Origin of the sequence: Sinorhizobium sp. BG8 (genome assembly GCF_016864555.1) — a bacterium.
GTDB lineage: Bacteria > Pseudomonadota > Alphaproteobacteria > Rhizobiales > Rhizobiaceae > BG8.
This window is the reverse complement of record NZ_CP044011.1, coordinates 2,484,749-2,507,669: the sequence shown is the minus strand read 5'-3', so window position 1 is coordinate 2,507,669 and position 22,921 is coordinate 2,484,749. Positions and strand designations below refer to the sequence as shown.

General features: G+C 63.7%; 35 protein-coding genes and 1 pseudogene. 14 read left to right on the top strand and 22 right to left on the bottom strand.

The genetic code is table 11. The annotated features are described in order from the left end of the window. Nucleotide 1: 1 nt before the first annotated feature. The 21 genes from F3Y30_RS11835 to F3Y30_RS11740 all read right to left on the bottom strand — a co-directional run bounded on the left by F3Y30_RS11835 (nt 2) and on the right by F3Y30_RS11740 (nt 16,912). Nucleotides 2-199: a hypothetical protein gene (locus F3Y30_RS11835; protein ID WP_203422918.1), complete on the bottom strand. Its 198-nt coding sequence runs from the start codon at nt 197-199 to the stop codon at nt 2-4. Nucleotides 200-216: 17 nt separating this feature from the next. Beyond that, a complete protein-coding gene (locus F3Y30_RS11830) occupies nt 217-930 on the bottom strand; it encodes a hypothetical protein (protein ID WP_203422917.1) in 714 nt (237 codons plus the stop codon). Further along, nucleotides 930-1,337: a hypothetical protein gene (locus F3Y30_RS11825; RefSeq protein ID WP_203422916.1), complete on the bottom strand. Its 408-nt coding sequence runs from the start codon at nt 1,335-1,337 to the stop codon at nt 930-932. The genes F3Y30_RS11830 and F3Y30_RS11825 overlap by 1 nt, the downstream gene beginning before the upstream one ends. Before the next feature lies 1 nt (nt 1,338). After that, complete coding sequence (locus tag F3Y30_RS11820; protein ID WP_203422915.1) at nt 1,339-1,668, bottom strand: DUF2190 family protein; 330 nt, start codon at nt 1,666-1,668, stop codon at nt 1,339-1,341. Between the two features lie 69 nt (nt 1,669-1,737). After that, a complete protein-coding gene (locus tag F3Y30_RS11815) occupies nt 1,738-3,219 on the bottom strand; it encodes a hypothetical protein (protein WP_203422914.1) in 1,482 nt (493 codons plus the stop codon). Nucleotides 3,220-3,286: 67 nt separating this feature from the next. After that, the gene (locus F3Y30_RS11810; RefSeq protein WP_203422913.1) at nt 3,287-3,922 is read right to left on the bottom strand and encodes an HK97 family phage prohead protease; all 636 of its coding nucleotides are present in this window, start codon (nt 3,920-3,922) and stop codon (nt 3,287-3,289) included. A gap of 14 nt (nt 3,923-3,936) precedes the next feature. Next, a complete protein-coding gene (locus tag F3Y30_RS11805; protein ID WP_203422912.1) occupies nt 3,937-5,412 on the bottom strand; it encodes a phage portal protein in 1,476 nt (491 codons plus the stop codon). Further along, entirely contained in the window at nt 5,412-5,624 is a 213-nt protein-coding gene (locus F3Y30_RS11800) for a hypothetical protein (RefSeq protein ID WP_203422911.1), read from the bottom strand. Before F3Y30_RS11800 ends, F3Y30_RS11805 begins: the two co-directional genes overlap by 1 nt. 2 nt (nt 5,625-5,626) lie before the next feature. Next, nucleotides 5,627-7,642, bottom strand: coding sequence for a terminase gpA endonuclease subunit (locus F3Y30_RS11795; RefSeq protein ID WP_203422910.1), 2,016 nt, complete (start codon nt 7,640-7,642; stop codon nt 5,627-5,629). Beyond that, nucleotides 7,639-8,280: a winged helix-turn-helix domain-containing protein gene (locus F3Y30_RS11790; protein WP_203422909.1), complete on the bottom strand. Its 642-nt coding sequence runs from the start codon at nt 8,278-8,280 to the stop codon at nt 7,639-7,641. The genes F3Y30_RS11795 and F3Y30_RS11790 overlap by 4 nt, the downstream gene beginning before the upstream one ends. A 178-nt stretch (nt 8,281-8,458) precedes the next feature. Continuing rightward, nucleotides 8,459-8,995: a hypothetical protein gene (locus tag F3Y30_RS11785; RefSeq protein WP_203422908.1), complete on the bottom strand. Its 537-nt coding sequence runs from the start codon at nt 8,993-8,995 to the stop codon at nt 8,459-8,461. A gap of 221 nt (nt 8,996-9,216) precedes the next feature. Further along, nucleotides 9,217-9,783 (bottom strand): transcription termination/antitermination NusG family protein, encoded by a 567-nt coding sequence (locus F3Y30_RS11780; RefSeq protein WP_203422907.1) that lies wholly within the window; start codon nt 9,781-9,783, stop codon nt 9,217-9,219. Between the two features lie 55 nt (nt 9,784-9,838). After that, the gene (locus tag F3Y30_RS11775; RefSeq protein WP_203422906.1) at nt 9,839-11,152 is read right to left on the bottom strand and encodes a helix-turn-helix domain-containing protein; all 1,314 of its coding nucleotides are present in this window, start codon (nt 11,150-11,152) and stop codon (nt 9,839-9,841) included. After that, the gene (locus tag F3Y30_RS11770) at nt 11,149-13,263 is read right to left on the bottom strand and encodes a DNA cytosine methyltransferase (protein ID WP_203422905.1); all 2,115 of its coding nucleotides are present in this window, start codon (nt 13,261-13,263) and stop codon (nt 11,149-11,151) included. The genes F3Y30_RS11775 and F3Y30_RS11770 overlap by 4 nt, the downstream gene beginning before the upstream one ends. Continuing rightward, nucleotides 13,263-13,565 carry a hypothetical protein gene (locus tag F3Y30_RS11765; RefSeq protein WP_203422904.1) on the bottom strand — a complete coding sequence of 101 codons (303 nt, stop codon included), beginning with the start codon at nt 13,563-13,565 and terminating at the stop codon, nt 13,263-13,265. Before F3Y30_RS11765 ends, F3Y30_RS11770 begins: the two co-directional genes overlap by 1 nt. After that, nucleotides 13,562-14,263, bottom strand: a complete 702-nt coding sequence (locus F3Y30_RS11760; RefSeq protein WP_203422903.1) for a hypothetical protein — start codon at nt 14,261-14,263, stop codon at nt 13,562-13,564. The genes F3Y30_RS11765 and F3Y30_RS11760 overlap by 4 nt, the downstream gene beginning before the upstream one ends. Beyond that, on the bottom strand, nt 14,260-14,577 hold the full coding sequence (locus F3Y30_RS26365) for a hypothetical protein (RefSeq protein WP_246752721.1): 318 nt from the start codon (nt 14,575-14,577) through the stop codon (nt 14,260-14,262). Before F3Y30_RS26365 ends, F3Y30_RS11760 begins: the two co-directional genes overlap by 4 nt. An 8-nt stretch (nt 14,578-14,585) precedes the next feature. Continuing rightward, nucleotides 14,586-15,629 carry an SAM-dependent methyltransferase gene (locus tag F3Y30_RS26360; protein WP_246752720.1) on the bottom strand — a complete coding sequence of 348 codons (1,044 nt, stop codon included), beginning with the start codon at nt 15,627-15,629 and terminating at the stop codon, nt 14,586-14,588. Beyond that, entirely contained in the window at nt 15,626-15,895 is a 270-nt protein-coding gene (locus tag F3Y30_RS11750) for a hypothetical protein (protein ID WP_203422902.1), read from the bottom strand. The genes F3Y30_RS26360 and F3Y30_RS11750 overlap by 4 nt, the downstream gene beginning before the upstream one ends. Then, complete coding sequence (locus tag F3Y30_RS11745) at nt 15,892-16,389, bottom strand: hypothetical protein (RefSeq protein ID WP_203422901.1); 498 nt, start codon at nt 16,387-16,389, stop codon at nt 15,892-15,894. The genes F3Y30_RS11750 and F3Y30_RS11745 overlap by 4 nt, the downstream gene beginning before the upstream one ends. Nucleotides 16,390-16,723: 334 nt before the next feature. Next, nucleotides 16,724-16,912, bottom strand: coding sequence for a hypothetical protein (locus tag F3Y30_RS11740; protein WP_203422900.1), 189 nt, complete (start codon nt 16,910-16,912; stop codon nt 16,724-16,726). 98 nt (nt 16,913-17,010) lie between these two features. On the opposite strand from F3Y30_RS11740, the gene F3Y30_RS11735 reads away from it, so the two are divergent. Further along, complete coding sequence (locus tag F3Y30_RS11735; protein WP_203422899.1) at nt 17,011-17,643, top strand: S24 family peptidase; 633 nt, start codon at nt 17,011-17,013, stop codon at nt 17,641-17,643. A gap of 9 nt (nt 17,644-17,652) precedes the next feature. Here the strand turns inward: F3Y30_RS11735 and F3Y30_RS11730 are convergent, their stop codons facing one another. Then, nucleotides 17,653-17,994: a hypothetical protein gene (locus F3Y30_RS11730; RefSeq protein ID WP_203422898.1), complete on the bottom strand. Its 342-nt coding sequence runs from the start codon at nt 17,992-17,994 to the stop codon at nt 17,653-17,655. Nucleotides 17,995-18,691: 697 nt separating this feature from the next. On the opposite strand from F3Y30_RS11730, the gene F3Y30_RS11720 reads away from it, so the two are divergent. The 13 genes and pseudogenes from F3Y30_RS11720 to F3Y30_RS11660 all read left to right on the top strand — a co-directional run bounded on the left by F3Y30_RS11720 (nt 18,692) and on the right by F3Y30_RS11660 (nt 22,892). After that, nucleotides 18,692-18,874, top strand: coding sequence for a hypothetical protein (locus tag F3Y30_RS11720; RefSeq protein ID WP_203426718.1), 183 nt, complete (start codon nt 18,692-18,694; stop codon nt 18,872-18,874). Nucleotides 18,875-18,879: 5 nt separating this feature from the next. Then, nucleotides 18,880-19,032 (top strand): hypothetical protein, encoded by a 153-nt coding sequence (locus F3Y30_RS11715; protein WP_203422896.1) that lies wholly within the window; start codon nt 18,880-18,882, stop codon nt 19,030-19,032. Beyond that, complete coding sequence (locus F3Y30_RS11710) at nt 19,032-19,223, top strand: hypothetical protein (protein WP_203422895.1); 192 nt, start codon at nt 19,032-19,034, stop codon at nt 19,221-19,223. The genes F3Y30_RS11715 and F3Y30_RS11710 overlap by 1 nt, the downstream gene beginning before the upstream one ends. A 54-nt stretch (nt 19,224-19,277) precedes the next feature. Beyond that, nucleotides 19,278-19,628, top strand: coding sequence for a hypothetical protein (locus tag F3Y30_RS11705; RefSeq protein ID WP_203422894.1), 351 nt, complete (start codon nt 19,278-19,280; stop codon nt 19,626-19,628). A gap of 48 nt (nt 19,629-19,676) precedes the next feature. Then, nucleotides 19,677-20,594 carry a DUF2303 family protein gene (locus tag F3Y30_RS11700; RefSeq protein ID WP_203422893.1) on the top strand — a complete coding sequence of 306 codons (918 nt, stop codon included), beginning with the start codon at nt 19,677-19,679 and terminating at the stop codon, nt 20,592-20,594. A 63-nt stretch (nt 20,595-20,657) separates the two neighbouring features. After that, entirely contained in the window at nt 20,658-20,861 is a 204-nt protein-coding gene (locus tag F3Y30_RS11695; protein ID WP_203422892.1) for a hypothetical protein, read from the top strand. Next, nucleotides 20,861-21,196, top strand: coding sequence for a hypothetical protein (locus F3Y30_RS11690; RefSeq protein ID WP_203422891.1), 336 nt, complete (start codon nt 20,861-20,863; stop codon nt 21,194-21,196). Before F3Y30_RS11695 ends, F3Y30_RS11690 begins: the two co-directional genes overlap by 1 nt. Then, on the top strand, nt 21,193-21,360 hold the full coding sequence (locus F3Y30_RS11685; protein ID WP_203422890.1) for a hypothetical protein: 168 nt from the start codon (nt 21,193-21,195) through the stop codon (nt 21,358-21,360). Before F3Y30_RS11690 ends, F3Y30_RS11685 begins: the two co-directional genes overlap by 4 nt. Next, nucleotides 21,353-21,502 (top strand): annotated as a pseudogene (locus F3Y30_RS11680) (DUF5131 family protein); the annotation flags it as partial. The gene F3Y30_RS11685 and the pseudogene F3Y30_RS11680, both read left to right, overlap by 8 nt. 29 nt (nt 21,503-21,531) lie before the next feature. Beyond that, the gene (locus F3Y30_RS11675) at nt 21,532-21,789 is read left to right on the top strand and encodes a hypothetical protein (protein ID WP_203422889.1); all 258 of its coding nucleotides are present in this window, start codon (nt 21,532-21,534) and stop codon (nt 21,787-21,789) included. Then, the gene (locus F3Y30_RS11670; RefSeq protein ID WP_203422888.1) at nt 21,786-22,127 is read left to right on the top strand and encodes a hypothetical protein; all 342 of its coding nucleotides are present in this window, start codon (nt 21,786-21,788) and stop codon (nt 22,125-22,127) included. Before F3Y30_RS11675 ends, F3Y30_RS11670 begins: the two co-directional genes overlap by 4 nt. Beyond that, entirely contained in the window at nt 22,127-22,642 is a 516-nt protein-coding gene (locus tag F3Y30_RS11665; protein WP_203422887.1) for a hypothetical protein, read from the top strand. The genes F3Y30_RS11670 and F3Y30_RS11665 overlap by 1 nt, the downstream gene beginning before the upstream one ends. A 31-nt stretch (nt 22,643-22,673) precedes the next feature. Next, nucleotides 22,674-22,892, top strand: a complete 219-nt coding sequence (locus F3Y30_RS11660) for a hypothetical protein (RefSeq protein ID WP_203422886.1) — start codon at nt 22,674-22,676, stop codon at nt 22,890-22,892. Nucleotides 22,893-22,921 lie beyond the last annotated feature (29 nt).

Here is a 22,921-nt window from a genome sequence, read left to right as displayed (position 1 = left end):
GTTACTTCTTCGGCTTTTCCGCCGTCGCTTCGGCCGCGGCCGCCGCATCATCGGTGACAGGCACGAGGTCGCCATCCTTGACGAGGCGGGCCTGATAGGGATTGGAGAAATCGACCGGCAGGCCGTCGGAAGGCCAATCGCTGTTGCCGGGAGACATGGGAACGCGCCGTCCGGGCGCCGGGCGGTAAAGGTTGGGCATTGCGGTTCTCCGGATGGTCAGGGTTGAGGCAGCGCTTCACCGGTCACGCCGGGCGCTGTAGTCAGTTTCGTGCTTTTAAGCGCAGGCACCGCCTGCTGGGCGAAGTGCGCGGCGAGTGCGGCAAGCTTCGCCCGTGCATAGGATTGCGCGGGGAGTCCAGACAGCAGCGTCCGGCAAGGCTCCGGCAACTCTCCGTCCGGCACATCAAAATCGTCGTCGCGGATGTCGCAGTGCAGCCGGATGGTCTGGCGCTGCCAGCGCATGCCAAGTTCTGGAGCGCTAAAAGTCTTGATCTCTATGGCGCTGACGCTGTGAACCACCCGCCGGAACAAAGAACCTGATGGCGCATGCTCCAGCAGATAGCGTACCTGCGCCGTCAGCGCCGCCAACACCAGGCGCGCATCCGGATCTTCTTCCGCCATGGCATCGGCAAACTGTCCGCCCTCGTCTTGCATTCCGACGGCGAGTTCGGCGACGATGTCGATCACGGCGTCGGCATCCCGGTCCGATGCGTCGGATATGGCGCTGCGCAGCCGAGAGCCACTCTCAGCCGTATAAAGCGCAAGAACCGGCGTATAAGGTTGGCCTGCGTCCAGATCCTGCAAAGGTACCGCGCGGCTGTCATAGACGCGCTCGCCGGCAAGCGTAGGGAAACCGGACTGGTCAATAATCGCCTGCGTCGGGCACAACACCTCGATCGCGGCCAGGCGGACCGCTTCGGCGGCAAGCATCAGACAGACTCCCCAAGCGGCTGGATCTTGGTGACCGCGGCGAGGACCGTGCCCACGCCGTCCGGTTTGAAACTCGTGATGCGAAAGGTTTGTCCGTCCCTGACACGAACCAGCGCACATTCGGCGGTGAGCGGCTGGCCCGGCACAATCCGGATCGACGCACTGATGGCAGGAGACGCATTGAGCATCCTGCCCTCTCCGGTCAGCGGTCGGATGGAGGCCTCATTTTCGGCGAGCGTGTTCTCGAAAAAGCAGGCGACCGTTTCATAGGCTGACGCGTGGTCCGGCGTCGTCGGTCCGTTGACCCCGCCCGAACGAGCGAGCGGAACGACGGTCACGGCATCGCCGTGTACCGTCTCGACAACGACGCGACTTGCCCGCGCCAGCCTCTGAAACAAAGCATCCATCTTAGACGGTCGTCGGTCCGAGCAGCACCTTGCCGGTGGAGCTGGGGTTGGCGGCCGCCTCGGCGGCGATGCCGATCAGCGTATTGCCGGAAGAGGTAGTGGTCGCCTCCGTTCCGGTCCAGTAGATCTTGGCGCCGACGGTCCAGGCCTGCGCGGACGTCTTGGCAAGCGTGTGAACGCCCGTGCGCTGGAGAGGGAACGTAACGCCTTCGGCGGCCGTCAACGCGGCAATGCCGATGAGCGAGCCGATGATGACAGGCTTTCCGGAGACGACGCCGCCGCTCGGTGCGGGGACGTCGAGAACGTCGCCGGGCTGAGTGAAATTTTTCATGGGGAAACCCTCAGTGAAAGGAAACGGGTGAAGAAACACGAAGGGCGGCGAGCGCCCCTCGCTGGGACGTTAGGCGCCGGCGTTCTTGTAGCCACCGCGGTAGTCGGTCGCGCCGCAACCAAAGTCGTGCTCAACCGACATGGCGAAGCCCTGCTGGCCAAAGGGCTCGTCCATGCGAACGCGCGGGGCCTCGTATCCTTCGAGGTAGCCCCAACGATAGTTGGCGATGCCGGTTTCCGGGTCGGCGAACAGATGCCAGGCATTGCCGGAGATCTGGGCCGTTTCGAGCACTTCCAGCCGTCCGGAAAAGATGTTGACGTTGGACATGGTTGCCGGCGTGATCGAGGCGACGAGCTTTTCGGCTTCCGTCGCCTTGTCCGGCCCGACAAGCAGGGTCCTCGCCGGATTCTGCAGAAGCGGATTGCCTTCGAGGCTCTTCTGCTTGGAAAGCGCCGCGCGCCCCTTGCCGACGTCGTCGACAGTGATCGCGGTTCCGGTCGCAGCCAGATTGCCGTGATCGGCGTGGAAGACTGTCTTCGTGTCGGCAAGCGCCCCGTTGAAGGCGCTGGCGTAGAAGGTAACTTCCTCAAAGAGCGCAACCGAGGATCCGTAGCTGGACAGGAGTTCGGCGATTGCACCGAGATCGTCGTTGATCAGCATCTGGCGGGTGATGCGTAGCGCAATCGCGTAGCTGAACGCCTGCACGGTTTCCTTGCCTTCGCTGAAGGTGCCGTACTTGATCTCGCCATTCTCGATCACCTTCTGCAGCAGCGGGAAATCCCCGAGCTTGACAGAGGTGTGCGGGCGGAAGTCCCGGAAGTTGCGCTTGCGGGCGATCCGGCGATAGGTCGGCTGCGCGAGCGCATAGCGGCCCTCGAGCGTCCGGTTGATCGCGCCTTCGAAGATGATCGGAAAATCCGACGTGGTATGCGACGCGCGGGTGTAGATGTCGTCGACCTGCCGGACGTTCATGACCAGGCCTCCGCGATATCCGGCGCATTCCGCCGCCATATCGATCAACCCCTTGTCGGCGTACTGGCGCGCAGCTTCGCTGGGACCAGCCTGCGGCATCGGAACGCCGAGCCTGTAGCCAAGCGCTTCCGTCATGGCCGAGCGCCTGGTCTCGCGCTCGTCGTGGATGATGCGAGCCGGAGAGGTCGGCGTTGCCGAGGATGCGCGGGCGAGATGTTCGAATGCCCGGACGCGGAAGGCGTCGACCGTTTCGCCAGAACGGATTGCGGCATCGATCGCCGTATCTTCCATGCGCGCCTGACGGCCGAGGGAAAGAATGTCAGCGGAGCGAACCGCATCGCCCGATGCAACCGGCGGCGGGGTCGTCTGCTGGCTGCGCTGGTCCATCTGCTCGAGTTCAGCTTCGCGCCGCTCGATCTCCGACTGCACCTTCGCCATGTCGGCGAGGATCTGCTTGTGCTCGTCTTCGATCGAACGGGCCGCATCGGCCTCGATGCCTTCCCTGACTTCGGCAAGCTTTGCGGCGGCCCTTGCCTTCAGCTGGGCAAGCTCCTCCCGCAACTCCTTCAGAGTTTTCATGATGATTTCCTTTCAGAGGTTGCCTCGCCCCGGAAGGCCTTTGACGGGCTGATGGCGGGCGCGGGAGTTACCGCGAACGCACCAATTCGTTTTGAGCTGCAGCCATGCGCATGCGGATGCGCTGGAGTTCAATCTGCGTTGCCGGACCTGACATGACGCGGCAGGCGAACGTCTCGGAGACGCCCTCGCCGCTGCGCACATGTGCACCGGCATCCGCCGGGATAGGCACCGCGGAGATCTCCCAAGGCTCCCAGTCGACCACGCGGTGCAACGGCGTCTGGCCGATCCGTTCCGTCTTCTCGACCACATGGATGCGGTAGCCGACCGAAATGTTGGAAACGACGCCTTCCTTGATCTTGGCGACGCGATCGACAACATCAGCGGCGTTCGACAACAGGATCTTTGCCAGCCCCTTGCCGCCCTCGATCCGGGCCGAGCCGCGCACGACGGAACCAAGTACGTCACCGAGACTCCATTTCGAATGCGTATCGAGGAAGGGCGCGCCGGAGTTCAGACGGTCAAGCCGTACATTCGAACCGTCGACCACCAGTTCCTCGTCGAATTCGCCGTCGGCCCATGACACGCGGCGTACCGTGGCACCCGTTGTCCAGACGACGTCGATCGTGTTGGTGGCCTCATCAAAAGACTGCGCGCGCACTTCGGCGTCCCGAAGCATCTTCGGGAACTGGATAACCTTGCTCATCGTGATGTCCTGTCTCAGGTTTCGGGAGCCGGTTCGGGCCGTTCGGTTCGTCCGCCGGCCGGGCGGCGGGGATCGATATCCAGCGCCACGCCGGAACCGTCGATCGTCGCGAAGAACGTCTTGAAGTCGGCGACGACCTTGCGCCAGTCGCTCCCCCAGGCGGATATGAATTCCTGTGGCGACATTCGCCCTGCGCGAACCGCGAGAATGTCGGCCTCCAGATCCTTCTTCGGATCGATCGGCTCGTTGGCCGGCATGATCAAATCGCAAGGATAGCCAGCCCGGCGATATGCCAGTTTGCCGGCCATGACCGCGCGATCGGCAAACCGGCGCGCCACCGGCATGCAAAGGCGCGGGCCGACGATGTGATACTGGATCTGCTCGACGAGCCGGCGAAACTCGATCTTGCCTGCCCGAAGGCTGGAATAGTTTGCCTGCCGGAGATCTCCGGTCATCTGGTCATAGGTAAGTCCGGCGCCAGCGGCCATCGCCTGCATGCCGGCGATGTAGGTCTCGGCGAAGGCCGATTGCGAAGATGGATTGGAAAACGTGATATCCGCCTCGCCGATATCGGCAATCATGCCGGGCTCGATGCGCGTGACCGGTTTTCCTTTTTCGTCCTTGGTCGCCGCCAGAACATTCATCCCGCCCGGCTGCCTCTTGATGAAGCCGGCAAAGCTCGCCTGTGTCCGGGCCTGGACGATTGCGGCCTCCATGAGATCCTGAATCTCGCTCGCGGTGACCAGAAGCGGCGCGAACCACGATATCCCCCGCACCTGGCCAAAGCGCAGCGGACGATAGAGGTGGCAGAGATCTTCCCAGGCGACGAGCGAGGATGCCGCAACACTGGCAAGGGACATATCGCCGGGATGCTCCGGCAGAAGCCAGAGCCCCTTGCGGCGCCCCCACTTGCCGAGCTGCACGCCGAGACGGACGGTCTGGTCTGCGAAATATCGGTCGCGGCTCGTATCGATCTGATCCCCTTCGAGGCCGAGGAGCCGCATTGGTACCGATCCGTCCGCCTCCCCCATTTCGAGGTCGATCATCCGCACGACACTGTCGCCGCCCTCCACCATGGAACGAACCGTAAGCGCCTGCATGGCACCAAAGCCCATCACGCCCTCGGCGTCTGAGACTTCCTGCCATTCCTCCCACGCGCTGCTGAACGCTTTGTCCGCCCGATCGGAGCCGGTATTCGGCACGACAGTGATCCCGGTTCCGACCACATGCGAGGTCAGAACGTCGAGAATCCGCTGCCCCATCCAGCGATTGCGCACGAAGTCACGGGCGCGGTTCCGCAGCGTGCCGAGCGCGCCCCCGACCTCGACATTGGCCGAGGTGGCGCGAGCGCGCCACGCCTTGTTGCGACGACCGGTCTGCGCGGACGCGTAGTCACGCTCGCGAAAGTGATCAAGCATCTGCCGCGAGGCGGCGCGCTTCAGACCAGCTTCCGGGCTGAACACTGAGATAACCTTATCGAGAACGTTCATCAGTACCCGCCATCGAACTCGGTGAAATAGACCTTGCCGCCGTCAGCGCAGGCATCGAGCGACGCGCGGATGAGATCGCGCGCCTTCAGAAGATCGCTCATCGACTGATACTCGACCTCGTGCGTCTGGAACCGAACCCGCTTCGCGCCGGTCGCGATCGCCGTCTCGATAGCCGCGAGATCGGCCTGAACCCATGTAGTCTGAACGGTCATGGTCACTCCCAGAACGATCCGCCGTTTCCGTACCAGCCCGAACCATCCTCCGGCGCGGCCTCGTCGACCTCTATCCGTTCGACCGGATCGGTTGAGCTCTCGCTCGACATCGCCGCGTGCTGGGCGACCTGCAACGGAGCCGGTGCGAACATGTCCGGCATTTTCACCGTTTCCGGTACGCCGCGCATTGCGGCAAGCGACGCCCATTCCTGCGGCGTCATTCGCGACACACCGAGATAATCGGCGAGCGCGTTGTTGTAGACTTCGCAGTCGAGAAGGTGGTTTTCCTCGCCGGCGCGCAGAACCCAGATCCGCCGCACGCGCCCCTTGCCCTTGACCTTTTCCGTCCCGAGATATTCCGAGGTAATCTGCCGGAAATAGACTTCATCCATCCATTTCCCGAAATGCATGTAACCGGGCGGGTCCTGTTCCTTACCGGCTGCAAGCCCTTCTTTCCGAAGATCGGCATAGAGTGCACCCTTCAGAGACCAGGTGCCGACGCCCCACACCATCGCACCGCTGCGGATGCGCTTGCCGTTGAAGTCGATATCAACCGGAGACGGCTGCCCCAGCGCCGGACGAGACCAGCCGTCCAGCCCTTTCAGGGCGAAGGTCGCGTGCTTGCCGCGCACCCAGGTGTAAACCACGTGCGAGCGGTAGCCTGAGTCTATCCCGAATGCATCCACAGTCCGCCTCTGCCCGAACGCGTCCGGCCACTGCTTCGTCCGGATCTCCTCCAGCATCACGAAGGCTCCGCCATGCGGATCATCGGTCGCGCCGTCAAGATAGCCGGCATCAACGACCCAGGACTGACGATCCGGCGCGTAGGCGCGGATTGAGTACCAGATGCCTTTCATCTGCACGTCGGCCGAGCCGACCAGGATGAGGCCGAGCGCCGGAATGTGTCCGCGCGTCAGATGGGAGTCGCGGCGCTCCATGAGACGAACGTGGTCCGGAGCGTCGCCCTTCATATCGTAGGCGAGGCCGAGCGTCAGGTTGTAGAACACCTTCAGTTTCTGCGGATCGTCATTCGCTTCGACGAAACGTGAGGCGATCTTGTCCCACGGAACGAAGGGAGAGGTCAGGGCGTCGAAGTGGTAGGACGGGAACGCGCCGGGCCGCGGCGCTTCCGCAATCCACCGGCCCTTGCGCATCAACGCCACTTTCTCGTGCGCCTCGACGATACCGCCGCAGCACGGCGTCACATAGTGCGCCTCGTATGGGTAGCTGTCGTTGAAGCGAAAGTGCTTTCGGTCGAAGATGAATTTGAAGTCGGCGCCGCACTGCGGGCACGGAATGTGCCAATAGCGCTGGTCACCGGCATGGAAATAGTCGTCGATCTTCGACGCGCCCTTGACGGTCGGCGTCGAGACGTAGGCCCGCAGCCACTCGCCGGACATCAGGAAGGATTCCTGCCGCGCCTCGACCATGCCGATGGGATCGCCCTGTCCGTCGAGGTCGTCAGGGTATTCGTCGATCTCGTCGAGCCAGGCCTTCTTGATCGTCTTCGAACGCAGATCGGCCGCGGAAGTCGCAATCGCGAGCGTGAGCGAACCGTGCGGGTAACGCTTCGATGTGGTCGTCGAGGCGTCGCCCTCGCGCGACGTCTGCGGTTTCACCTTCTTCTTGAGCAGCGGCGACTGCTCGATCGCGGGCCCCAGCTTGTCGCGATTAAAGTCGGAGAGCGCGCCGGTCGTCGGCTGAACGATCATGCCCCGGCACGGGTCCTTGTCGATCATGTGCCCGACTGCCGCCAACACCATCGTCGTGAAGCCGGTCTGCGCAGATTTGCGAACGGCGATCTCGTTGACGCCCGCTTCCGTCGCCATCATGTCGAGCGGTTCACAGATGTAAGGCGTCTCGCGCGCATCCCAGATTTCGCCGGAGCGCGGTCCGTCCGGCACGACCAGGTGCTTTTGCGCCCACGCCGACGGCGTCACGACGTCTTCCGGCATCAGACCGGCCGCGAGCACACCGGCTAGGACGGCGAGCGCCGAGCGCTTCAGGGCAACCCTCATTCGCCTTCTCCGGCAAAAAGATCGAGTTCGACACCGGCCTTTTCGGCTTCCGCAGCCTCGCCGAGGATGGTGGCCATGCGGTTCGCGATGGTCTGGCGCTGCTCGTGAATGCGGGAGCGGAGCAGTCGGCGCAGTGCCGGCTCACCCTGTCGCGCCGCTTCCATCAGATCGGTGATCCAGTTGAAGGGCGCGTTCAGATCGCGCACCAACTCCTCGGTAATGCGGATCATCGCCGTCTCGATGCCATGCGGCCCGCGGATCGGCAGCAGCTGCCCCGTCCGCTCGGCATAGTCGAGCGCCTTAAGCTTGGCCTCGTATTGCGCCCGTTCGGCCTGTGCATCTCGGAGCGGAGCAGGCACCGGCGCGGCATCGGCCGCGGCGGCCTTGCGCTTGGTCTCGGCACCACTCTCACGAAAGGCATCGCCCGCCTGGCCGACGGCCCGGTCATAGGTCGCCAGCTCGACGAGCTTGCTGCGACCATCGCGTCTGGTCGCGAGAAGCCCGTCCTTCTCAAGCCGGGCCACCCGCTCGTGCACCGTCTGGCGCGACACGCCCTTGCGCTTTGCAAGGTCGGCGATCGTCACCCATACGCCGCCGTCGCCGGTCGGTGTCGAAGACTGGTTTTCGAGGGCGTTCATGATTGGCGCAAGGTCTCGTTGTCAGGCCTGACGCCTGTTGTCAGGCTTGTCAGGTCAGGATTTCAGGTGCTCTGACTAGCGGAATTTCGGGGTCGTCCCGGCCCGCTTGGGGGTAGGTCCGGGAGGGACCCATCGAGGGGGCGCCCGGTCGAGGGGTCGAGGTCAGGGGTCGAGGGGGTCAGCGCGGGAGCTGGCGTTCGATCTCGTGAAGGACGCGGGGTGCGAGGTGCTCCTCGATCAGCTGCGCCAACACTGGCAGGAACTCGTCGGGATTGTTCGTCACGTCATGCGCAGGGTTTGCCCCGAACAGTTCGTGGATCGGCAGCCTGCCCTTCCCGTCCCGCATCAACACGGCCCTATGCCCACTCGCCATCGTGGCGATAAAAGCCGACTTGTATGAGCCCCGTGCCCGAGTGGTTACGCCGGTTTTCGTCTGTCGCGCTCCCAGCTTGGCCAGCCCGATCCAGCCAGACTTCTCGATCACCTCGACGGTATTGCCGCCGGCGTTGAAGTAGGCCTTGGTCAGCGCCTGCACCATTCGGACCGGCACCTTTGTGCGCTTGTGCGAGTGGTCGACGATGCGGGTGCGCGCCATGTCGCGCATGCGCCGCATTGCCCTCGCCATAGCCTTCGTCTTGATCTCACCAGGCAGGCGGGCGATTGCCCGTCCGAGGTTGTCGAAGTCGGAAGCGTCAAAGCGGATTTCGGCGGTCATACCCCTTGATACGAAAACGGCGACCCGAAGGCCGCCGAGGTATCCAGAGGGGAACGATTGAACATAGCTTGCGCACTGCCCCTGAATCGGCGCCTCGCTCGGGAGGCAGTCAGGGAAGGGTCCGACCGGTGTACCGACCCCGGAACTTGCGTTCCCGACCTTTCGGCCGTTCTCAGGGGCTCACTGCAGGATCATCGGATCATCCTTGAGGCAATTCTTACTCACGGTTTTTCGAGAATTGCAAGAGGCACCAGGAGCGGCGTCATTGCGCCAAACATCTGCGCTTCGACCACGGCATCGCCTCGCCCGTCGTCTCGGCAGGAAACGATCTCACCGGTGATACCGGCAAACGGGCCCTGCCCTATGCGCACCTTCATGCCACGCTTGAACAACCCCGCCGGCACTTCCCAGTCATAAGCCCCCTCGCAGGCCTTCGTCTTGAATCGTTGCACTTCTTCGTTGTGAATCGGCAAGGGCGTTTCGCAGCCGCCGATGACGGAAATCACGTGCTCGACACCGAGCAAGCCGAGGAATGCCTGCTCCGAGCGGAGGCATTGCACCAGCACATAACCGGTCATGACCGGGATCATCTGCGCCGGGATCACGCGACCGCGACGGCGATACTCCCGCCCCTTCCGCATCGGCACCAACGCCTCGATGCCGGCCTCCAGCAGCGACTTTTCCACAGCTTCCTCGCGCCCGCTCCACACCCGCAGCGCGAACCATGGCGAATCAGCCTTGCATGCAAGCGAGGCCGCACCCAGCATTTCGGAGCGGATTTGCCTCATGCGATCCTCGAAGTGCATGCCGCAATCCGACCCAACCCGCGCGCCGTCAAAGCCACTATGCCGCATATTCATCGCCTCGCTCCATTGCCAATGCCACGCGCGCTGCGCGCTCGAATTCAACCAGCCCGGCCGGGCCACCCTTCGGGAAGTAGACAACCGGCATGCTGCCGGGGTTCGGCACGAAGGGCCGGTTCGCCTCGTGATCGTGCCGGCGCCATTCCTCGAACAGGGCAGAGCCAACCGGGACCGGCTCGCAAAGATCCGCAAGCGCCGCAAAGCGCCCCTCCGCCTGTCCACGCTCGCGATTGCCGGCCAGCTCGTGCAGCCGGTTGACCTCCGGATAGCCCCCATCGCGGACCATCCGGCGATACTCCGCCTGCTCGAAATCGTCAGGAAAGATCAGCGCGCCATTCTCGCCGATGCGGACGCCCTTGCCGGCGATGTAGGCATGTGCCCGGCTTGCGCTCGCCCGGCCCAGCGCCTCGAATGTCCGCTGCATGGCCTCCCGGCGGCCGACAGGCATCTCGACCGAGACCGGCCCCTTGATGAAAGCCATCTCGCGCAGAGCCGCCCAGACCGGCCCGAAAGGCGCGACCGCGATCACTTCGGCTTTCGCGGCCACACGCGGCACGATCGCTTCCACGTCGAGGAATTTCCGGTCGCGCAGGTAGACGCCGAGCGGCACGGCTTTCGGGTTTCCGTCGCGGTCCTTCGGGCATGCGGCGAGATAGGCGTCGCGCCGCTCTTCAGCCAGCCGGCGTTCTTCGGGCGAAAGCTTGGTGAACTGGCGCAGCGACCAATCCGTCGAGGACGACAGCACTTTCGGCCACGGGTTGCGCTTCAAGCCGACCTCAAGCGCCTTGACGCGCTTCATCAGCGTCCGCGGATCGGCCTCGCCGTCGTCGGCTGGCGATGCCGGTTCCGCTTCCTGCCTTTGCCCCCGCTCGCCCGCGCCCTCTCTCTCTGATGGTTCTATTGGTGGTTCTATGGTGGTTTGGGTGACACCGTGACACCCTTTTATGTCGTCAGTGTCACCCTTAGCGTCGTCAGTGTCACCCTTGGCATCCGCGCCCCAAACGGCGAGCGGCAAAGCCTGCAAAATTGTCATGTCGAAGTCATACCGGCGCGTCGATCCCGGCCCGCGCCCGCCTTCGGAAATGATGCGTAAAACCCCCTCGTCGACGAACGCCGCCAGGGTCCGCTGTACCGTCCGGCAGGAGGTGTTGCATTGAGCGGCGATCCGCTCGACGCTTGGCCAGATCCCTCGCCCTTCTTCGTCGGCGTGGTCAGCAAGGCGCGCGGCAATAACCTTCCGGATCGAACTGCCGAAATCCCGATCCCAGACGATCAAGGAGCACTTGTTGCTCATTCGGCCGCCTCCCTGATCACCATCAGCTCGGGGCAGTTCGCCGCCACGATCGCCGCCTCGACGGGCGGAGAGACGCTGTTGCCGACGCAGGAGACCTGGACCGACTTCGGAAACGAGATCCAGACCGGCGCTCCGCCGTCCTCCGGCACGCTCCAGCCGCCGTCGATCACGTAGTCGGGCGGAAAGCCTTGCGCGTTGTAGAGTTCGCGCGGCGTCAGCATCCGCATGCCGATATCGACGATGACGAAGGTCTCGCCGCCGATCGAAAGCGTCACGAATTCGCGTTCGTCCCAGAAGCCATGCGCGCGCAGGAAGGCAGCGACCTCGCGGGCGCGAACTGCCTGCGCCTCGGTGAAGGGCGGCGCCGAGATTGCCCCCTCGACATGACTGAAACGCGGCTTGGTGGTGATCGTGTGAAACGGTTCTGTTTCCGGCGTATCCTGATCAACGCCGTAGTAGGCGTGCAGGTATGGTGCCACCAGCAGCGACTTGCCGCCGCCGTCCGCCGTGATGGTGCCGTTCGGCTCGTCCATCGCGTGTCCGGTGCTCGTGCCGAACTGGCGCGAGACGAAGGCGGAGATGACGCCCTGTTGCGCACCGGTCGCCGTGACGGTCGATAGCGGCGCATCGGCTGACCGGCCGGGGTTCACCCCGCCGTCGCGACGACTGTCGTTGTTGTGTTGCGCGACGAAGGCGACCGCCACGCAGCTGTCCGCCTTCGCCGTGATCGTGGCCACAGGTTCGTCGCCGCCTCGCGGGCGGCTCTGCCCTGCCCGGCCACCGCATCCGACGAGCGTCGGAATGATGACCGCGTTCTGGTCCTTCGTGCTCGCCGTGATCGTATGGTGAGGCGCATCGACGGGCCGAACCGCCCCGCCCTGTTGAGCATGCGTGAGCACAGGCGCGATGACCGTCTGGCCCGCACCCCCAGCCGTAATCGTATGCGTTGGCTCATCCGCTCCGTTGAACGGCTTTCCCGAATTGCGCATCGTCATTAGATGCGGAGCGATGACACCGAGGGGCGCCGCGCCGCCCGGCCGCTTGATGAAGCTGTTCGCGGTGATGGTCGACATCGGCTCGTCCATCGCGCTGCCCGTTGCGCCGCTGTTGAAGCGGCTGACCGAGGGCGCAATGAGCGCTTTCTCTCCTCGATTCGCGCCGGTGATCGTGTTGAATGGCGCCGCCAGATCCTCGCAGCGCGCGCCGTGGGTCAGGTTCACGAGGAACGGCCGCTCGGCATCGAGCACATAGCGCTTCATCCCGCGCGCGACCCGCGCCATGGTGTTGCCGGCGAGCGGGCGCACCGCCCTCAAGCCGTGCTTCGCCATGATCTCGTCGCCCGTGTCGAAGATCGAGGGGCAAGGTAGGCTCCAGTCGATGCATTCCGCCGCCGTCCGCCAGGGCAGTTTCTTGCCCGCAATCACGTCCGGATCGCCCGGCCGTCCGTGCGTCGGCTCCGGCCAGATGATCGGTTTTCCGTCAAAGCGTATGATGACAAAGAGCCGCTTGCGGATGGTCGGCGCGCCGTAGTCACAGGCGCGCAGCTCGCGCGACTGGATCTTGCCGCCGAGCCGCTTCAGCGCCTTCACCCACGCTTGGTAGCTCTCGCCCTTGCGCTCCGGGTCCGGCATCAGCCCGCGTTCGGTTTCGATCAGCGGACCATAATCCTTGAACTCCTCGACGTTCTCCATGGTGACGACGTCGACCCGGCCGCCGCTCTTCTGGATGCGTTCGATCCAGCCGGGAATGATCCAGGCGAGATCGCGGATGTTGCGCTCCACGGGCTTGCCGCCCTTGGCCTTGGAGAAGTGCTTGCAGTCGGGAGAGAAGTGCATCAGCCCGATATGCCGCCCGCGCAGGTGGTCGAGCGGGTCGACGCGGTAGACGTTCTCCGAAAGGTGAAGCGTCTCCGGATGGTTCGCCGCATGGAGCGCTAGCGCCGCCGGATTGTGGTTGATGGCGATGTCGGGCGAGCGGCCGAGCGCCATCTCGATACCCGTCGAGGCCCCGCCGCCGCCCGCAAAGCTGTCGACGATCAATGGGCGGCCCGAACCATGATGACGCGGGAGCTGCTCAAAGGCAGCGCCAGAAAAGAGGCTATCGCGATACATCACGGCGCCTCCATGCGCGAAGCCGGAAGCCCGGCCGCAACGTTCCGCATGCGTCCGCGCCCCACATCGACGGCCATGCTGTTCACAATCCCGCCTTCCGCGTCCCGCGGCGTGCGCAGCGCCAAAAGCTCCGCATCGAGATAGGCAATCCCCTCGTGAAAACCGGTGAGCATGAAGCGGTTGCGGAGCGTGAATTCGCAGGTCATCAGCAGCGAAAGCGAGCACCGCAGCAGCGCCGCCGCCCGTTCCGCGTCATTCGTCGCCGCCGCGATCTCGGCAATTCCTTCGCGAAGTTCGTTCATCGGGCGATCTCCCGCTCGATGCGCTTGGCAACGCGCTGGATCTCGCTCGCCTGCCCGGCCAGGTCGTCGCGCAGCTTGCGAAGGCGGTTCACCTCCTCGCAGTGCCTCTTCTCCTGCTCGATGAAGGCATCGTGCCGCGCCTTGAACTCGGTAGCCGCGCGCAGAAACTCGTCATAGAGCGGATTGGAGCCTTCCGGCCCGAAGAAGGAGTCGCGGACTTCCGCCACCCAGGCGCGCGGCACTCCCAGATCCTTGGCGACCAGGGCGTCGGTCCACGGCGTCTTGTAGCGGCCCTCGCCATAGACCTCGTCGAGCTTGTCGTTGATGATGCGCCGTTCCGTCCGCCCCATTTCCGGCGGCGGCGCGGCTTTGGCTGAAACGGCGGTGGGCTTGACAGTCGCCGTGGGCGACGCGTCCGCCGGCTTGGAGGTCAGCGACATCTCTGGTCCTTTCACTGAGGGTTTTGCAGCGCGCGACTTGCGCAGGCATTCCGGGCAGGCGTCCTTCCGGGAGGAGCTGCCGACAGACCAGCCGGCCGCGTGGAAATGGGCGATGACGGATGCGGGAGGTCGAGGAACGCCACCGCGTTTCAAGGGGAAGTAGGCAACGGCCTCGCAGTCGGAGCAGGTGATCTGATAGGCGAGCGCGACAGTCTCGCCGAACGGGATACGGGCCTGCGGAAAGGTGCGCTCGCTCACGCCGCCTCGCTTTCCGCCACGGCGGGCACGTAGTCTTTCCAGTCCACGCGGCGGATCTCGGTCCGGTCGCCGTAGCTGCCGCCCTCGTCCCGCTCCCAGATGAACCACGCAGTATTCATTCGGCTGCTCGCCGTCGGCCCGTCCCAGCCGTCGCGGTGCATCATCGGCAGCCGCCGCTTGAAAACGTAGATCCGGGCGGGTGAGCATTCGTCCATCACGAAGGTACGGTCGGGGTCGTAGAAACCGGCAAGGAAATTGAGATTGAGCAGAAGCGCCATCTTGCCGGGGCGGTGCACGCGCAGCGCATGCGCCACGAAGGCATTCAGCACCTCGCCATAGGGGGATTGGTCACGATGTCCGGCTCGCCGGGATGCGCCTCGCTCAAGAGGAAATCGGCAACGACCTGCACCTCGCCGTGCTGGTCCGCCGTGCCGTAGTCGACGAGATCCGACAAGATGACGTCATAGCCCGCCGCCTCCAGCATGCCCGAAATCGCGCCGCGACCGCAGGCCGGCTCCAACACGGTCGGCAGGAAGGTTTCAAGCGCGAGCAGGGTATGCATCGCCTCCGGCGGCGTCTCGTAGAGATTGTTTCCGCGCTCTTCTTTCGTCGCGGACTGCGTGCCCACGGCGACGCGCAGGTTTGCGCGGCTCGGTTCGAGCCCTGCCGCGACCCGAGCCATAATGGCCCGCTCGACAATGCCCGGCGAACGCTCTTCCGCCGCCGCAAGCTTGCGCGCCTCGTGGATTTCCTTGCGGGAAAGCCCCGTATCCTCGGCACGCAAACCGTTTCCGTCTGAAACGGTTTTTGGCCTCCCGCCCTTGGTCGCCGTACCCGCCTCTTGCGCCGCGCCCCATTGCGACGAGATCAGGATCTTTGCCCGCGTCTCGATCAGCAACGCATCGCCCTGCAGCTGCCGCGCCTTCGCGACGAGCTGCTCGGCGGCGCCGAACTTCTCGGCAAACCGCGCTTCGGCTTTCGCCTGCTCATAGGCGCCTTCCGCCAGAATCCGGGCGCGGATAACATCGCCATCGTCGAGCAGCGCGCGCGCCCGCAGCACCGTCGCCGTCAGGTCCGAGGCATCGAAGCGCACGGGCGCTGTAGCTGCCTCTTCTGGGATCGGCTCCCGAACCGCGACCGCGTTTACGGCTACCGGCGCAATCTCTCCGGCCGCCGCCCTGCCCGCATCGGTCAAAGACCAGACAAAGCCATCCTTCGGGTCGCGGGAAAGCAGCCCCTTGCTGTTGAGGCTGCGCGCCCGCTTCTGCTCGCTGTCGCCGTCGCAGCGGTAGCTGCCATTGGCAAGCGCCTCGGTCAGGATATGGCGCTGCCCGTCGCTTAACTGCTTGATCGAAAGCGCCATCATGCGGCCCTCGCGAGCATCCGCATGTATTCGATGCCGGCTGCGGTAATGCGAAGCACGCCTTCCGCGGCGTGTTCGGCGAGGTATCCGGCGGCCAGCGCCTGCTCCGCCGCCCGCTCGCGCATGGCCGTTTGGGCGAACACGGTCCCGTCGGCACTGACGAAAGCGGCGCGGACCATGGCCCGCGCCGTTCCGCTCAGCGGCTGGATAAACATCTCGTCGAGCGGATCGAACCGCCGCAGCGCCTGTTTCCGGCCCGGCCCCATCATTCGCCCTCCCCGTTCACGACGCGCAGAGCGGCAACCGCGCCCTGTCGCGCCTTGACGTTGGCAAGCGAGGCCCGGAGGTTCGAGGAGGCGGCATCAAGAGCGGATGCAATCCTGTCGACCGTCGTCGCTTCCGCCGGGGTAATCTTCCCGTCTTCCATGGCGAGCGCCATCGCGTTCATCAGCTCGGAGGCCTGCCGCATCACCTCGGCATGGCTGGTCAACACGGAAATGTCGGTCGCCCGCTCCTGGTCGGGGTCGGTCAGCCGCCGCCCGTTGGCCTCCGCCTGTACCGCCGTGAGGAAGGGCGCGCGGGCATCGCGCTCCAGCGTGACGACGGCCGGGATCGGCATCACCGTTCCATCGTTCGGGTCGTACCACCGCCCCACGGTCGATTTGGAATAGCCGCACTTTGCGGCCGCCCGTTCCACGCCGCCGCAGGCCTCGATCAGGTCCCGTTGTGCGGCCTTCAGTCTCATGATGAATGCGTCGGTCATGGCGTCCTCTGGAAAAAGACATGGCTTTCCCGCGCCGGGAAATCCGGGCGGGTTTTCCCGTGGCGGGAAGAATTCGGAAGTGAGAGATTCAGCGGGTCAGATCACGGAGGCCCGCATGCACAGGGATGAACCAAAAGAGACGCCCCGTCGCAGTCGCGTGGCCACGAATGCGACGGGACGCCAGGTGCGGCACAGCCGAGGGGAGGAATCCCGGCATGCGCCGCGGGGAATAGGGCATGAAAAAAAGGCGCGCCGGAGACTGTTGCAGGCCTCCGACGCTGACGCGAACCGGCGGAACGACGAGCCGGACGCGAAGGGAAGGAAGAGAGGCTGCTCATTCGGCGGCCTCGCTGGGCTCGCGCGGAAGGAAGTCATCCGCGGAAAGCTCCACACCCTGTTCGCGCGCGGCCGCAAGCAGTGTGCGAACGTGCTTGAAGGGGATGATGCCGCCCGTGCCACCAGCCGTCTTTTCGCGTGCCCAGTTGGACACGCGGGTACGATGAACGCCGGTAATGGTAGCCACTTTGCTAGGGCCGCCTAGCCGATTGATGATGGTGCGAGCAGGTTCCATGCACGCAATGTAGCCAAAATAGCTACGAACGCAAGAGGAGTGTAGCGATCTTGGAAACTGATTTGTTGCCAACACATCGCTACAATGAGGATATGGACAAGAATTGGGTCGAAGCCGCACTGGCTCACAGCAAGCTGAAACAGGCCGAGGTCACCCGTCGCCTTCATAATCGATTCGGGTGGCGCGAGGACCGTTCGCTTATAAACAAGATCCTGAAGGGTCGTCGAATTCTGGACGCCAAGGAGATGTTTGCCATCTCTGAGGTCACCGGCTTTCCGTTGCCGGCGGACGAGACCACGCCGCCTCAGACCGTCCCGCTGATTTCATGGGTCAGTGCGGGAACACTATCTAGGGATGACGCGGCCGACGAACACCTCGGCAGCCTGATAGTCGCAGACCTTCCGAAGGGTGACTGGATCGCCCTACGCGTGGAAGGGAATTCTATGGACAGAATATCGCCACCGGAGAGCATAATCTTCGTCGATCGCGGAGACACAAAGCTAGTCAACAACGGATGCTACGTCATCGACGACGGCGAAGGAAACGCAACGTACAAGCGGTATCGCCCAGGTCCGCCGCAGCGGTTCGAACCCGTATCGACCGATCCAAACATTGAACCGATCTACTTCGACAACGAGCCCCGCGTGGTTGGACGCGTGCGACGCTCGCTCATCAATATGTAAGAAAACCGCCTACCTGCCGCCCTCGAAATAACCCAGGGCGGCCAAGATCATCGGGCCCACGAGACCCCGATCGCCAGCCGCGTGCGCATCGCACGCAAGCTTGAGCGCTGCCAGCGCCGACCCCCTCGACGCCGCAGGCGCACTCCACCCCTCCAACAGCAACATGGGTCCGCAATACGTGGTGTCTGCGTAGGCGTTCGCCTCATCATCATCTTCCGGCGCATTCTCGATGAAATCAGCGAGCCCGCTCCGATAAGCATGGATCGCATCTAACAGGGCATCGCTCGTCGACAGCGTTGAAACCTCCGGGAAACTGTCCTCCGGCAGATAGCTGGACTCTCTATGCGGCATTTCCACTCCAACTCGATACAGCTTTCAATTCTGCGTCGCAGCCTCCAAACGATTTGCAACGCCCCTCAAAATTCGCTACTGCGCCTCACCTACGCAGAAAGTGACCTGATATTCCCAATTTGAAACAATCCCTTTTCGTTTAATTCCCGCACGTTACGGGAAAATCTTTCTCAATTTCACCACCTACTATTACTACCAGCCGCGCTTCACTGCGCAAGGCGCAAAGTGGTGCACCGGTGGTGCATATCAGGTGGAATATTTTTATGTCATCAGTTCAGCATGTCGAAGGATGACCCTCAATTCAACTTGCGGATGCCATTGGACCTCAGAAGAAAGGTCACGGCTGCAGCCAAGGAGAATGGACGCTCAGTCACCGCGGAGATCAATTCGCGTCTAGAGTCGACATTTGCAAACGATGATCCGGACAACGGCGCCGCATCGGTACGGGAAATCATTAACCGTGCCACCTCGTTGCTGAAGCACTTCGAGAACCGTGGCCAATAACCCTGACTAGGTAGGCCGGCGGCATATTCGTTTCCGCGAAACAGCCACTTTAACAGCATCGCGAGTACCCCTCTTGCAGCTACGATTCGTAGCTACCAAAATATTTGTAGCCGTAATAGCTACGTCATCTTTACAGATGTAGCGTTTATGGCTACGTTTTCCCCGTCGAAATGCTTCGAACGGAGAAACGCCCATGCACAACGCACCCTACGAAACCCGCAATATCCGCCACGACATGGCCGAGACCATGCTGCGCATCGGTCACGGCTGCACCGCCGATGATCTGATCGGCGAAGGCTTCACCGGCCGCCAGGTCGAGCTGCATGGCCCAGCCGCCCGCGATCTCGCCAATGCCCGCGCCATCCGCAGGAGCTGACGGAGATGGAGGCGCCCCGCGACTATCCGGCCGAGGACCACAGCGGCGATCTCGCGGCCGTCCGCCGCAACCATCTGCGGACGCAGCTCGCCATGTGGTCAATCATCGCGGTCTGCATCCTCGCTCTTCTGGCGCTGACCATGGGGGGCGATGCCTGATGCGCGCCGCCCCCGTCTCCACCCGCGAAGACACGGCGCCGCTCGATGCGGAATGGCAGTCGATCCACCGCCGCCGCGCAGCCCTTGCCCGCGCCGACCGGTTCACCAGCCACCTGATGTCCTACGCCGCCGGCATTGCCACCATGGCCATCATTCAAGGCGTCGCCCTCATCGCCAGCCGCCTCAACTGACCGGCCGCGCCCGCGCGTCCGGCTCCTCCCCCAAGCCACCAAGGAACACCAACCATGAAGAAGATCCGCGACGCGTCCATGATCATCGGCATGCTGGAGAACGGACAGTTCAATCCGGCACTCTCCGAAGAGATCGGCGATACGCTGAAGAAACTCGCCGACATGTCGGACGAGAACCCCCACGCCACTTTCAAAGGCACCACGACCGTCAAGCTCGCCTTCTCCGTCAAGGACGGCATGGTCACGATCGGCGTCGAGATGGATTCCAAGACCCCGAAGCGCCCCCGCAAGAACTCGGTTTTCTGGGTCGTCGAGGATGGCGCCCTTTCGACCGAACACCCGCGCCAGCACGACATGTTCGCGGGACCGCGCGACGCCAGCGAGCGCGCGAGCGTCAGCCAGTAACCGGCCCCAGCCTTTCAGCTTCCCACCTCAACCAGAAGGAAAACACCAATGGACCAGCTGTCCGAAACCGCCGTCACAGCAATCGCCGCCCTCGCGCAGGAGGCGAAGACCGAGATCGTCATAATCTCCCTTCCGTCCAGCGTTCAGGGCGTGCCGGCGAGCATTCCCGTCCTGCTCAATCGTACCAATGGCAGCGTCTCCGGTATCCACAACCTCGTCGAGCCGTGGCGCACACGCCCGGAGCGCAAGATCGGCACGGCGGCCGTCGCAACGCTCGAGTCCTTCGTAGAGCTGGTGAACCGGCACAGGTTGAGCACGAGCGCGATCTTTGCCGAAACCGACTGGCAGAAGCCGAGCCTCACCGCCGTGATCGATTATCACGCCGCAGCCGTTCCCGATAATGGCAAGCACCGCATCCTCTATTCCTTCCCCCAGTCGGAGGAATGGAAGGTCTGGACGGCCGTGCATGGCAAGGCAATGGACCAGGCGTCCTTTGCCGAATTCATCGAAGATCACGCTCACGACCTTGCCGCCCCCGATACGCTGGAGGAGGAAACCTTCGCGAAGATGTTCTCCGCGAAGGTCGCCTTCCCGAATGATCTCGTTGTGCTGTCCCGCGGCCTGCAGATCAACGCCGAGGTGCGCGTGAAAAACGCCATCAAGCTGCAGTCGGGCGAAAGCCAGATCGTTTTCGAGGAAGATCACAAGAACGCCGACGGCCAGCCGATCAGCGTGCATGGCGTCTTCGTCATCAACATCCCGATCTTCCACGGCGGCGAGGCGACACGCATCCCCGTGCGCCTGCGATACAAGCTGCGCGACGGCGTCATTGCCTGGACCTTCGTCCTCTTCCGGCCCGATCTCTACATCACCGAGGAAGTCCGCCGCGCGCTCGAATTCGCCGCGCGCGAGACCGAGCTGCCGAAGTTCGAGGGCCGCCCGGAAATGTCCGGCACGTCAGCCTGATTTCGAAGCAACGGGGCGGAAAGCCGCCCCGTCACTCCCCTTCATCGTCGAGGAACACCCGTCGTGACCCACATCACCATCATGCTCGATGCAGCCACCGAGGCGCGCCTCCGCCTCGCGGCGGAAATCCACGATCGCCGCGTCGAAGATCTGGCGGAACTCGCTATCGCCGAGGCCGGCCACGCCTATTTCGCCGATCGTCCGCAGGAAGACCCCGCCCGCAACATGGGCGTGCTGCACCCCCTGCTTTTCGCCGAGGCGCTCTGATGTCCGAGAGCACCACCCTCCAGAAGTCGACGCCGCTTTCGAGCCGCATCACGCCAAAGATCGAGGCGCATATCCGCGCCCGCATTCTCGCCGGCGCCATCTACCGCGAGATTGCCGAGGAGATCGGCTGCGGCAGGCCCGAGCTTATCTCCTATGTAGCCACCCGCAAGCCGCGCTGGCTGCGCGAGGAACTCGCCCGGCGTCGGGCGGCCGACAGCAGGCGCACCATCCTCTACAAGCCCGTTGCCCGCAAATCCGGCAGCTACGACATGCGCCCGGTCAGCGTCGCCTACAACACCATGCACGTGCTGCAGATGATGGAGGAAGGTCGATGATCCTGCCCGCCAAGCCCCTCTTCCGCGTCTTTCTCCACGACGGCCGCACCGTCGTCATCGGCGCAGTCAACGCCCTGCTGGCAGAGAAAAAGGTCATAGCCGACCACCCCGGCAGCTGTGTGAAAACGGTGAAGTTCGTCAGGAAGGGTCGCGCCAATGGCTGACGGAACGAAGATCGAGTGGACCGACGCCACATGGAACCCGATCACGGGCTGCGCCGTGGTCTCGCCGGGCTGCACCAACTGCTACGCCATGAAGCTCGCAGGCACCCGCCTACAGCATCACCCGAGCCGCGCCGCCCTGACGATCCTCCCCAGGAAGCATTTTTCGCTCCCGTGCCCGAAACGGACTTGACGGGCTATCCGATCGAGGATGAAGACCTGCGCTACTGGCGAGTTTGGTGGCAAGGATCGGGACCGCAGCGCGGCGACCACATCATGTTGGCGTCGAGGTTTGATCTCGGTTACGAGCGCGAGATAGCCTACCTCGGCGACCAGCATCATGAGGCGGCAAGTGCGCTCGTCCACCTCCATAACATAGCCATCGATAAGCTCCGCAAGGCGCTGTCCGTCGTCACGGAGAGCCAGTCATGATCGACGGTTTCTCAGTCTACCGCCGCAACTACGGTCATTGGGATATTTCGTCTCGCGATCATGGTCGTCTCTTCCGCCTTCGTGGCGGGCCGAGCCAGTGGGACGTTATCGACGAGCGCAAAGGCAAAGGCGCGAACTCGTCGATGATCGCCTTCAAAGATCAGTCGGCGGCGATGGCATACATCTGCGCCGAACTGATGCACGAGCTGCTGACGGTTGAGGGCCAGACGCCGCACGTCATGGAAAGCTGGAACATCAACTGGACGAACCAGCATGACGGGCTTGGTCCGAGCTATGCCAGCCAGCCGCCCCAGACGAGGGCGGAGGAAGCCCGCTGATGGATCTCGCCACCGCCCGCAAGCTCCTGCCCGATATCCGAAGCGCGAGCGACCTTGCCAGCCCGCTCTGGTCCGAATCCTACGACACGACAGCCATGCGCGCCGAAATCTGCGTCGAGAACACCGTGACCGGCGAGGTCGAGCCGATCGCGGCCCTCCTCCCCGATTGCAGCCACGACGACCGCCGACTGATGATCAGGTCACCGGAATATGTGGCGGCGCTGCTCGTGCTGCTCAATGAAGCGTTCCGCGTCATCCGCGAGCTGCAGCCGAAACAAGCGAAGCCCAAAGACTTCGCCGCCGAATGCGCCATGAAGTGCGCAAACGATCACCTGTTTCGCCGCTACCTCGCCGAACGCCACCAGCTGGAGGCGACCGATCTGGAGCGCATCAAGACACGCGTGCGCAGCCTTCTCGCCGTCCAGTCCATGGGAGAACTGAACAAGGACGAGAACGCCCGCAAGCGCTGGCAGTCGCTGCGGAATGATTTCGACAATTGGCGGAGGGCGCGATGACGCTTCCCGGAATCAATGAAAGAGGCGCCGCATGACGAGATCCGCACTTCGCCAGGCCGACGCCGAGCGACTGATCAAGGCCGCCCAGAAACATGGCGCAGTCGTGCAATTCGACATGAAGACGCTGGTTGCTACCATTATCCCCGCTGTCCACAGCCCTGCCCCGATTGACGCTGGCTTGCTCCCCGACCGCATCCTTCCTTCGGGCATCCCCGCCCGAAATGGAAAGGAACACTGGGATGAGGACTGATAGGCCCGGTTACCAGTACCGGAAGAACA